11 protein-coding genes are annotated in these 11,168 nt (G+C 67.4%); 8 read left to right on the forward strand and 3 right to left on the reverse strand.

What is annotated here, in order from left to right:
- Positions 1 to 72 precede the first annotated feature (72 nt).
- From EJC77_RS14090 to EJC77_RS14105, 4 genes are all read left to right on the forward strand, one after another.
- Positions 73 to 1,389: an ABC transporter substrate-binding protein gene (locus EJC77_RS14090; RefSeq protein ID WP_164520428.1), complete on the forward strand. Its 1,317-nt coding sequence runs from the start codon at positions 73 to 75 to the stop codon at positions 1,387 to 1,389.
- 83 nt (positions 1,390 to 1,472) lie between these two features.
- Positions 1,473 to 2,345 (forward strand): carbohydrate ABC transporter permease, encoded by an 873-nt coding sequence (locus tag EJC77_RS14095; protein ID WP_125613814.1) that lies wholly within the window; start codon positions 1,473 to 1,475, stop codon positions 2,343 to 2,345.
- A complete protein-coding gene (locus EJC77_RS14100; RefSeq protein ID WP_125613817.1) occupies positions 2,342 to 3,232 on the forward strand; it encodes a carbohydrate ABC transporter permease in 891 nt (296 codons plus the stop codon). Before EJC77_RS14095 ends, EJC77_RS14100 begins: the two co-directional genes overlap by 4 nt.
- Positions 3,233 to 3,276: 44 nt before the next feature.
- Positions 3,277 to 3,939, forward strand: a complete 663-nt coding sequence (locus tag EJC77_RS14105) for an alpha/beta fold hydrolase (protein WP_125613820.1) — start codon at positions 3,277 to 3,279, stop codon at positions 3,937 to 3,939.
- 133 nt (positions 3,940 to 4,072) lie between these two features.
- Here the strand turns inward: EJC77_RS14105 and EJC77_RS14110 are convergent, their stop codons facing one another.
- From EJC77_RS14110 to hisD, 3 genes are read right to left on the reverse strand one after another with little or no spacing between them, the layout of a single operon-like run.
- Complete coding sequence (locus EJC77_RS14110) at positions 4,073 to 4,828, reverse strand: HpcH/HpaI aldolase family protein (RefSeq protein WP_125613823.1); 756 nt, start codon at positions 4,826 to 4,828, stop codon at positions 4,073 to 4,075.
- The gene (locus EJC77_RS14115) at positions 4,825 to 5,583 is read right to left on the reverse strand and encodes an SDR family NAD(P)-dependent oxidoreductase (protein ID WP_125613826.1); all 759 of its coding nucleotides are present in this window, start codon (positions 5,581 to 5,583) and stop codon (positions 4,825 to 4,827) included. Before EJC77_RS14115 ends, EJC77_RS14110 begins: the two co-directional genes overlap by 4 nt.
- Positions 5,580 to 6,932, reverse strand: coding sequence for a histidinol dehydrogenase (hisD, locus tag EJC77_RS14120; protein ID WP_205787348.1), 1,353 nt, complete (start codon positions 6,930 to 6,932; stop codon positions 5,580 to 5,582). The genes EJC77_RS14115 and hisD overlap by 4 nt, the downstream gene beginning before the upstream one ends.
- An 89-nt stretch (positions 6,933 to 7,021) precedes the next feature.
- Here hisD and EJC77_RS14125 point away from each other — a divergent pair, with 89 nt between their 5' ends.
- The 4 genes from EJC77_RS14125 to EJC77_RS21370 form a co-directional block, all read left to right on the forward strand.
- The gene (locus EJC77_RS14125; RefSeq protein ID WP_125613833.1) at positions 7,022 to 8,017 is read left to right on the forward strand and encodes a LacI family DNA-binding transcriptional regulator; all 996 of its coding nucleotides are present in this window, start codon (positions 7,022 to 7,024) and stop codon (positions 8,015 to 8,017) included.
- A gap of 112 nt (positions 8,018 to 8,129) precedes the next feature.
- Positions 8,130 to 9,110 carry an ester cyclase gene (locus EJC77_RS14130; RefSeq protein ID WP_125613836.1) on the forward strand — a complete coding sequence of 327 codons (981 nt, stop codon included), beginning with the start codon at positions 8,130 to 8,132 and terminating at the stop codon, positions 9,108 to 9,110.
- 32 nt (positions 9,111 to 9,142) lie between these two features.
- Positions 9,143 to 10,318 (forward strand): cupin domain-containing protein, encoded by a 1,176-nt coding sequence (locus EJC77_RS14135; protein WP_125613839.1) that lies wholly within the window; start codon positions 9,143 to 9,145, stop codon positions 10,316 to 10,318.
- A 381-nt stretch (positions 10,319 to 10,699) separates the two neighbouring features.
- Positions 10,700 to 11,168 (forward strand): recombinase family protein (locus EJC77_RS21370; RefSeq protein WP_276309079.1); only part of this gene is annotated, 469 nt, incomplete at its 3' end.

Raw genomic sequence — 11,168 nt, forward strand, 5'->3', positions numbered from 1 at the left:
GCATACGTATGTTTATTCTGGGCGGGCCGGCGTGGCTGGCCCGCCCACCGCTCACCGATGAGAGGCCCCATCATGCAATTTCCCAGACACCTCAGGGCCGGCATCGCCGCGCTCACGATTGCCGCCAGCGTGGCCGGCGTCACGGCCTGCGGCGCCGGTTCCCGCACCGGGGCGCAGAACGCCACGGCGGTCGAGTGCGACTACACGATGCCGAAAGAGTCGACCACCGTGAACGTTCTCGCCTACAATTCCTCGGCCATCGACCCGTTCACCAACACCATGGTCAAGAGCTGCACCCGGGACAAGGTCACGCTCAAGCACGACCCGATCGATTTCGGTGGCCAGGTGACCAAGACGACGGCGACGCTCGCCGGGGACACCGGCAGCTACGACATCATCGAGACATACGGGTTCGTCGTGCCCGGCTTCGCCGCCAACGGCGGCATCGTCCCGCTCGACGACTACGTCGCGAAATACAAGGACAAGTACAAGCTCGACGCGCTCAGCTCCCAGATGCGCGAGGCGATGTCCTACAACGGCAAGCTCTACGGGCTCCCAATGCAGGCGCAGATGTTCATCCTCGCCTACCGCAAGGACGTCTTCGACAAGCTCGGCCTCAAGCCGCCGACGACCTTCGCAGAGATGATCGCCGCCGCGCAGACGATCCAGGCCCAAGGCGGCATCAAGTACCCGATTGCCCTGCCCTGGAACGCGACCGCCGACATCACGACGAGCTACCAGGCCGCGATGAACTCCTACGGGACGGACTTCCTCGATCGCAGCGGCAAGCCCCAGTTCACCTCGGACGCGTCGCGCAAGGCGCTCGAAGGCCTCAAGTCCCTCCTGCCGTATATGGATCCTCAGGTGACCACGTTCGACCAGCCAAAGGTCCAGCAGCAGATGTTCAACGGCACGGCCGCGATGGCGATCATGTTCTCGGGCCGCATGAACGACCTCACGATCCCGACCAACACGAAGCTCGCCAATGACTTCGCGTTCGCCGCTCCCCCCGCCGTCGCGGCCGGGGCCCCGTACCTCTACAGCCGCCTGTCGGTGGACGGGTGGTCGATCCCGAAAAACACGAAGCTGGACAAGGACATGCTGTTCCAGATGATCGCCTCCTCGGTCAGCGAAGACGCATCGAAGGCGGCTGTCCCGGCGGCCTACCCGGCGCGAAGCGGCATGGTCGGCGATAACAGCTCGAAGTACGCCACCGCCGCGAACGGGACGATCGGCAAGACGATGCCGACCCCGGGCAACCCGGCCGCCGCGCCGGTCACGAACGCCATCAGGCCGGTCCTGGTCCAAATCATCACGGGCAAGGTCGACGTCGAGGCGGGCATGCAGCAGATGCAGGCCCTCGCTGAGAAGGCTGCCGCGGGCAACTGACGGTGCCGCCGCGGCCGGCTGACACGATGTCGCCGGCCGCGGCAGCCGCGGCACACCGAGACGATTCCTAAAGGAGAAAAACCATGCGACGACGCGAGTTCACGCTGCTCATGGCACCCAGCCTGCTCGTGATGGTGGGGCTGCTGGTAGTCCCCCTCGTCCGGACCATCCAGTGGAGCTTCCAGAAGGTCCAGTACGGCACCCCGGGAGAGTTCATCGGCCTCAAGAACTACAGCCAGGCGCTGTCCGACCCCCGTTTCGGCCGGGCCGTGCTGTTCACCCTGCTGCTCACGGTTGTCGTGACAGTGGCAATCCTTGTGCTGGGGTACCTGGTCGCGACGGGGATGAACGGGCTCGGCAAGCTGCGCCCCGTGGTCTTGGGCGCGATGCTGGTCGCCTATGTGCTGCCGAACGTGGTCGGTGCGGTCTCGTTCTCGTGGCTGGTCGATGAGAACTTCGGCGGTGTCGTGAACTACGTCATCCATGCCCTCACCGGGGCAGACGTCCTCTGGTTCACCGAGACGTGGCCCAACCGGATCCTGCTGATCGCGCACACCGTGTGGCACCTGCTGCCATTCTCCATGCTCATGATCCTCGCGGGCCTGCAGGGGGTTCCCGCGGAGCTGCGCGAGGCGGCAAAGATCGACGGCGCAACGGCGTGGACGACGCACCGCTACGTCATCATCCCCACGATCCGCGGCGTCCTCGGCTTCGTGTGCCTGATCACGATCATGGACGTCCTGCGGACGTTCGACAGCTTGATCCCCCTCTCCCCCCAGGCAGATGCCATCGGCAACGAGTCGATCATGCTGTACGTGTTCGACGTGGCGTTCCGGAACGGCTCGCAGCAGCTCGGCCTCGGCAGCGCGATCAACGTGCTCTCGATCCTGCTGATCCTGGCCTGCCTGTTCCCCTTCATCCGGGGTCTGCTCAAGGAAGCGAAGGCCAAAGCATGATCGCCGACACCGCCAAGGCGTCCACCCTCCCGCCACGCACGTCCGTCAAGAAGCCTCGGCGCCGCCGCCGCAACCGAGGAAGCCGCACCGCCGCGGTCCTGCTCCTGCTGACCTCTGTGCTCATGCTCGCGCCGTTCATCTGGACCGCCCTGTCGGTGACCAAGCCGACCGACGTCGCGTTCGCGAACCCGCCGGTCCTGAGCGGCTACACGCCCACCCTCCAGGCTTTCCGGGACCTGTGGGAGACCACGTACTTCGCCCAATACCTCACCAACACGCTCGTCGTCGCAGTGATGTCGACCGTCGTCGCGCTCGTGATCGGGATCCCGGCCGCGTACGCGCTCTCTCGCTCCCCCGGCTATGTCTCGGCGATCCTCCTGCTGCTCGCGCTCGTCTTCCGTTCCCTCCCCCGCTTCTCGGTGGTGCTCCCGATGTACGAGATCAGCAAGGCCCTCGGGATCTACGACACGACGTTCGCACTCGCGGCGGCCCTCGTGGCGATCAACCAGCCGTTCACGATCTGGCTCCTGCGCAACTTCTTCGCCGAGATCCCCAAGGAGCTCGACGAGGCGGCCATGATCGACGGGTGCACCCGTGTGGGCATGCTCTACCGGGTCATGATCCCGCTCATGCGGCCCGGGATCCTCACGGCCGGGATCTTCGTCTTCCTGTTCGCGTTCCAGGAGTACCTCACGGCGCTCGTGCTCACGGACACGTCGTCGAAGACCGTGCCGGTCTTCATCACGACGCAGCTCGGCCAGACCCTGCCGATGCTCCAGCAAGCGGGGGCGGCGGCCATGCTGCTCACCCTGCCCGTCATCGCGATCTCCTTCATCGCACAGAAGTACCTCGTGGCGGGCCTGAGCGAGGGCTCGGTCAAGGGCTGAGCCCTCGCGTGGACACCCCTGCCCCCCTTGCCCTCCTGCCCGGCATGAACTGCACCGCGGACCTCTGGTCAGGGTGCGGGTTCGACGACGCGCTCACCCCGCACCTCGACGAGGCGAGCATCGACGGCCAGGTCGACAAACTCCTCGACGTCCTGCCCCCACGCTTTGCCCTCGCGGGCCTCTCGCTCGGCGGGATCGTCGCGATGGCGCTCACCCGTCGGGCCCCCCAGAGGGTCGCAGGGCTCTGCCTCATCTCGACCAACGCGAAGGCCCCCACACAACAGCAACGTGAGGGCTGGCGGTTGTGGCGGGACCGGCTCGCGGCCGGGGAGTCCGCCCGGGACCTCCAACGCGACATCCTGGACGCGCTCCTGAGCGTCCCGGCGCGGGAGCGCGATGCGGGCCTCGTGGAGCGGGCCTTGCGCATGGGGGACGAGACGGGCACTACGCGCCTCGACACGCAACTGCGCATGCAAGAGACACGAATCGACGAATCCACGGCGCTCGGGGCACTGCGAGTGCCCGTGCTCGTCCTCTCCGGGACGGCCGATGCGATCTGCCCTCCACGGTTTCACGAGGACATCGCGGCCGCCACACCGGGAGCCCGACTCGTCTTAGTCGACGCCGGCCACCTCGCGCCGATGGAGCGCCCCCACATCGTCGGCCGGCTCATCCGCGGCTGGCTCGCCCAAGCGCAAAGCGGCTAGGCACGACCCGGGGACCAATCAGGCCATGTCGACCCGCGAAGCATGGCCGGCCCACGCCCTCCCTTGGCTCGAGGGGGTGTGGGCCGGCCTTGTTTGTGGCGTTGCGTCGCACTCGGGGACAGGTGGTCATGCCCTACGTAGGGCGCGGTGCGAGGAGTGTGGCGAACTGCGCCATGAGTGCCTGGGTCAGGTTGTAGGCGACCATGTGCGCGCCGTCGGCGTACGACGCAGCCGCGGCGTCCGCGTCCCCGACGAGGTCAAGTCGCAGTGATCCGGCAGCTGCCAGCGCGGCGTTGACCTGCGTCCGCGCCTCAGACACCGTCGGATCGTCCGGGCCGCTCGATGCGGCGAGGTCCGCCGCGCCGAGCATGATCCCGTCGAGCCCCTCCACGGCCAGGATGTCCTCGACGGCCGAGACGGCCTGCGGCGACTCGATCATGCCGATCACGAGGGTCTCCTCGGCCAAGCGGGCCTTGTGGTCCGCTCCGGTCACGGCGCCGAACGACCCGGCGCGCCCGTAGGTGGCGAATCCCCGGCGCCCGCGCGGCGGGTAGTGCGCGGCCGCAACAACCGCCCGCGCCTGCTCGGCACTGTCGAGATGGGGTGCCACGATCCCGGCGGCGCCGCAGTCGAGGGCCCGCAGGATGAGGGTGTCCTCACGCTCCCCGACGCGGACCAGAACGTCGATACCGTGCATCGCCGCGGCGGCGATGTGCTGGCGCAGGGGAACCACGTCGGCGGGCCCGTGCTCGCAATCGATGAGCACGAAGTCGAACCCCGCGACGGCGAGCATCTCGACGAGCTCCTCGGACGGCATGCGCACGAGCGCCCCGCAGAACCGCTCCCCGGTGAGGACGCGTTCGCGCAGGGGGCGCCTGCGCGCCCTCATGCGACCATTCCCGCGGAGAGGTCCACGTCGGCTCCGCACAGGCCGGGCATGCCGAGCATGGCGACCACGGCCGCACCGACCTCGTCCTCGGTCACCATGCGCCCGAGTGCGGCGCGAGACACGAACGCCTCCTGCGCCTGCTCGTAGCTCGTCCCGGTCCGTTCGGCTTCGAGGCGGAAGTTCCGGTCCATCCTGGGCCCGTCGACGGGGCCCGGTGAGAGCGTGTTGACATTGACACCGGCGGGTCCGACTTCGAATGCGAGGGTCGCGGTCAGCCCGATCACCGCCATCTTGGAGGCGCAGTACGGGGTCCGGCGGGCCAGGGGGCGCTTGCCGGACACCGAGGCGAGATTGATGACATCCCCGCTGCCGCGGCCGACCATGGCGGGCAGGAAGGCCCGGCACATGAGGAACGTGCCGCGGACATTGACGTCGAACACCTCGTCCCACTGCTGCGCCGTGATGTCGACCAGCGGCGCGACGGGGCCGGCGATCCCTGCATTGTTCACGAGGATAGACACCTCGGTATCCCGCAGCGACGTCTCGAGCCGTGCGACCGAATCCTCATCGGCCACGTCGACGGTCCGCCACTCGGCTCCGGCACCGAGTCCTTCGGCGATCACCCGGAGCGGCCCGGGTTGGCGGCCGGCCACGACGACGCGGGCGCCAGCGCTGTGCAGGGCACGGGCGATGGCCGCGCCCAGGCCCGTCCCACCGCCCGTCACGAGGGCCGTGCGCCCCGCCAGAAGACTCACGGGGTGGCTCCCGCGGCGGTTGCCCGGGCGCGGGCGGTGCCCTCGAGCGCGCGGTCGATCCACTCGAAACGCTCGCCCGTGTGGCGCCACACCCGTACGTCGCCCGAGCGTGCGTGGCCCTCGAAGAGCTCTACTCGTGCTGCACGCCCGAGGACTCGGCCGAGTTCCACCGAGGACTCGGGATTCTCGATGGTCTGGTACGTGACGGTCTTGAGGTATTTGCCGACCCACAGCCCACCCGTATACCGTGCGGCGCCGAGGGTGGGCAGGACATGGTTCGTGCCGATGACCTTGTCCCCATAAGAGACGCAGGTGTTCTCGCCGAGGAACAGGGCGCCGTAGTTGTGCATCCGCTCGAGCGCGCGGGCCGGGTCGGCCGTGAAGACCTGCACATGCTCGGCCGCAAGCTGATCGGCGATGTCGAACGCCTCGTCAAGGTCGTCGGCGAGGATGACTTGGCCCCAGTTCCGCCAAGCGGGCTCGGCAAAGTCCTTCGTCGGCATCTCCGGCAGGATCCGCTCGATGTGCGCGAGGACCTCGCGGGCGACCTCCTCGGAGGTCGTGACGAGGACCGCCGGCGAGTCGGGGCCGTGCTCGGCCTGGGAGAGGAGGTCGACGGCGATCGTGAACGGATCCGCGCCGGCATCGGCCAGGATGAGGATCTCCGTGGGCCCGGCGAACAAATCGATGCCGACCTCGCCGAAAAGCTGCCGTTTGGCCTCGGCGACGTAGGCGTTCCCGGGGCCCGCAACCATGTCCACGGGTGGCATCGATTCGGTGCCGATGGCCATCGAGGCGACCGCTTGGACGCCGCCGAGCAGGTAGATCTCGTCAGCCCCCGCGAGCTTCATCGCCGCGATCGTCGCGGCGGGAATCTCGCCGCGGATCGGCGGCGTGCAGGCCACGACACGGGGGACACCGGCGACCTTGGCGGTGATGATCGTCATGTGCGCGGAGGCCGTGAGCGGGTACCGGCCACCCGGGATGTACGCGCCCGCCGCCTGCACGGGCACATGCCGATGTCCGAGGAAGACACCGGGGAGGGTCTCGACCTCGACGTCGCGCATCGAGTCGCGTTGAGCCTGCGCAAACGAGCGCACCTGGCCCTGGACGAAGACAATGTCCTCGATCACCTGCGGGTCGAGTGTCCCCATGATCTGCTCGATCTGCGCGTCCGAGAGCCGGAAGGACTCCACGCTCTGGTGATCGAACATTTTGGCGTACTTGCGGACGGCCGCATCGCCCTCCGCCCGGATATCGGCAATAATTTGGCCAACACGCTCGGCCACGTCGGTGTGGCCCGTATCGGCGAACGACTTGGACGGTGCTTGTTTCAGGTACTGGACCACAGTCACTCCTCAGATGTGCATACGTATGCGATATACTATGAGTGGTGATAGGGGCTGGGGTCAAGACCCCAGAGGGAAGGGAGAACGCCATGGTGGTCACGAGCCGGGACGTCGCGAAGCTCGCAGGTGTCTCACAGCCGACCGTCTCGCGGGCCCTGCGGGACGATCCGCGCCTGTCCGCGGCGACCAAAGAACGCGTCCGCAAGTCGGCAGAACGCCTCGGCTACGTGCCCAGCGACGTGGGCCGTGCACTCTCGAGCGGACGGACCCGACGCATCGGCCTTCTGCTGACCGATCTCGAGAACCAGTTCTACCCGCATATCATCGCCCCGGCCCACCACCAGCTGGAGTCGCGCGGCTACCACCTCATGCTCCACACCGAGTCGGCCGACAACGAGGTCGTCGCGGAACGGCTCATCTCCCATGGCCTTGACGGTGTCATCCTGGCGACTTCGACCATCGACTCCGTCGTGCCGCTGCGTCTTCGCGACCGCGGGCTGCCGTTCGTGTACTTCAACCGCACTTCCTTGGGCGTGCACGCCGATTCCGCCGTTGTCGACCCGACACAGGGCATGGAACAGGCTGCCGAAGCGCTCGTCGATCGCGGCCACCGACGGATCGCGGGGATCTTCGGCCCGGCCAACACGAGCACCGCCCTCGACCGCGAACTCGCGCTCCGCGAGGCCCTCGCACACCACGGAATCTCGATCCCGGGACACTACGTTCACCGCGGCCCGTTCGACACGGCCACGGGCTACGACGGCACGCAGCAGCTGCTCAGGCTCCCGGAGCCGCCGACCGCGATCCTCTGCGGCAACGATGTGGTCGCGTTCGGCGCGCTCAACGCCGCGCGCGTCGCGGGGGTGGACGTCCCCGGCGACGTATCGATCATCGGCTTCGACAACCTCCCGACCGCCTCGTGGCCCATCATCCGGCTCACGACGATCGCGTACGACCTGGACGCCATGGTGCGCCGCGCCGCAGACCTGCTCATCCAGCGCATTGAGAAGCCCGACCTGCCGTTCGAGAAGGCGTCCTTCCCATCCCGGCTCGTTGTGCTTGACACCCTCGGCACCGCGTCCTGATCGCGTCCTGATCTTTTTCGGAAAGATCGGGTGAAGGGGGTTGTCAGCCATTGTGCATACGCATACACTCGCATTATCCCACTCGTCACATTCTTGAAAGCGAGCGAATCCCGTGCCCCTCAACCCGATTGCCTACGCACCCTACAGCGACCCCGATGACTTCATCCGGGAGGTCACCGACTACATCTGGGTCGAGCGCCAGATCGGCTTCATCCGCGACAACTACGAGCCGGACTCGATCGTGCACGGCTCCTACGGCACCTCCACGACCCGCCAGGAAGTCATCGAAGGATGCCTCATGCGCATCTCGAATGCGCCAGAGCACATCGGCCAGGCGGGCGACGTGATCTGGGAGGCGCGCGGGGACGATGCCTTCCTCAGCTCCCACCTCGTCCTCTCCGGCGAGGAGGACTTCAGGGTCGTGGGCCGCACGATCGCCAACTGCCTCTACCGGCGCGGGCGCATGGTCGAGGAGTGGGTCGTCCGCGACGAGCTCGCCCATGCCCTCCATCGGGGCCTCGACCCGGAGGAGGTCGCGCGCACCAAGTCGTTCCGCGGGTACACCGGCTCGTTCACGGGCGCCGCGCCGGCCGATGTCATCGCCGTCGGCGACTCCGGCCCCCGCCCCGACGACTTCCGCAGCGAAGTCGAGGACGTCCTGGGGATGATCGAGCAGGTATGGAACGGGCGCGACCTGAAGAAGGTCGACGAGTTTTTCGTCCGCGACCTCACCCTCCACACGGTCGGCAACGAGCTCATCATCCGCCCCGAGGGCTACCGCCGACAACTGCTGCGCTTCCTCGACGCCTTCCCCGGCGGGCAGTTCGAAGTCCGTGACCTCCAAACCCACAACGACCCCCGATACGGCGGCCTCCGGATCGCCGTGACGTGGAAGTTCACGGGCGACTACCTCGGCCGGCCACGGTACGGGGCCCCGACCGGCAAGCCCGTCGACGTCCTTGGCATCTCGCAGTTCCTCGTCCAGAACGGCCGCATCGTCAACGAGGTGAAGCTGTGGGACGACATCGCCCTGCGCACGCAGATCAACGCCACACGCGGCGACGGGCCCGAACCCGCCCTCAACATCTACTGATCCCACCCCGCCCCCGAAGGAGACAAACCACCATGACCAGCTCAACCCTTTCGGAGCCATCCGTCGACAGCGCCGAGATCCAACGCCGCACCATCCGCCGCACGGACTGGGTCGCGTGCAACGCGGCCTTCATTGACTGCCGGACCCCGGGCTCCGACAAGAAGGAGAACTACGCCTTCATCGGTCCCGGCGTCTCACAGAACGCCAACCAGTACGTCAACCTCACCGAACGGCACGGCTTCAACACGGGAGCAGCAGGAATGCCGAAGGGCATCAGCAACAACCTCCACCTGCACTTCACGGCCGAGGTGTTCATCAACCTCGGCGGCGAGTTCCGGCTCCGCTGGGGCGCGGACGGCACACAGGGCGAATACGTCGCCACGGACGGTGACATCATCTCCGTCCCCACCTGGATCTTCCGCGGCTTCACGAACGAGGGTCCCGACGACGGCGTCCTGTACACGGTCCTCGGCCACGACGACACCGGTGGCATCATCTGGGGCCCGTCCGTGCTCCGCGACGCCGAATCCTACGGCCTGCACCTCACCGCCGACAATCGGCTCATCGACACCGTGGCGGGCGATGAGATCCCGAAGGACACCGCGCTCATCAAGCCCATGCGGCAGCGATTCATCGACGAGCTCACGAGCTACTCCCCCGAGCAGATGCGCTCCCGCGTCATCCAGTCCGGCGACCGCGTCTACAGCGACCACGCGCTCCTGTGCAATGCTGTGCCCGGCGGCGGCGCCCAGCTGGCCCTGGTCATCGGCTACGGCATGAGCGAGGACCGCCGGCAGGTTCCGCCGATCCACGAACCGCACAGCTTCAACCTCGCATGCCTGCGGGCACAGCCGGGCGAGGGCGTGCTGCGGCACCGCCACGAGCGACCCCAGGTCGTGCTCGTGAAGTCCGGACGCTGGTCGATCACGCTCAACGGCGACCCGGACACGAGCCTCGTGCTCGGCCCCTCCGATTCATTCTCGGTCCCGGCCGGCGCATGGCGGGAGTTCCGCTGCCTCGAAGCGGGCGAGACCACCGCAACCGAGGAAACCGGAGAGCTCCTGGTGATCAACGCGGGCGACGACAGGGTGCGCCTCGAATGGGCGCCCGAGGTTTCCGCCGCTGCTCACGACGCCGGCCGGGTCATCGACCCCAACGGATACATCGCCCCCACAGCCGTCATGGAAGACGCCGCAGAGGACGACTGACCACGCGAGAGTGGGGAGCCGCATCGGCGGATCCCCACTCTGGGCCCTCCCGCTTGCCACCATCCACAAGGAATGTCGTCATGCCCTGCCCCGCCACCCGACGTGAAACCACTCTCTCCCTCATGCTCCGCACGGGGGACCACTGCACCGAAACCGGGTGGTGGACTGCGGTCGGGCACGACAGCGCACGCTTCGTCACAGAGGGAAGCCTCATGCCCTCCTTCGAAGGACATGCCGTCCTCTGGGACACGCACACGACGCATACCTGCACCTCATGCCCAGCCCAGAAATGATCCAGACTGGCCCGAGGGCACGTGTCGCCGGCAGCCGGCCGACAGTTCCACCACGACTTTGCATCGGCCCTGGGGCAACACCCTTGTCGTGAGGAAGCTGGACCGTCTCGGCCGGAGCGTGAAAGACCTTCTGGACTTCGCCGGCGGGCTGAACGAGCGCGGCATCGGTTTCGTCAGCCTCACCGATGCGATCGACACCACCACGGTCTCCGGGCGCTTCTTCTTCAACGTGATGGCCTCCCTCGCCCAGATGGAGCGGGAGCTCATGGTCGAACGCACCCAGGCCGGCCTGCAAGCTGCCAGGGAACAAGGCAGGATCGGAGACCGCAAACGACTCATGACGGAGTCCAAGGTCCGCTCCGCCCGCATGCTCCTCAACCAGGGGACACCGCCCCGGGAAGTTGCCAGCAGCCTCGGCGTCTCCGTCCCCACCCTCTACCGGCGGGTCCCGGCCATGGGGACCGCGGAGGCCTTAGGGCTCGCACATAAATTATTTCGGTTCATCCGGGCGTGTCGTTTTCTCCTTCGGAGCGGCGGTTACGGTGTAGTTCCAGTCG

The sequence above is a fragment of the Specibacter cremeus genome (genome assembly GCF_003946885.1).
Taxonomy (GTDB): Bacteria; Actinomycetota; Actinomycetes; order Actinomycetales; family Micrococcaceae; genus Specibacter; species Specibacter cremeus.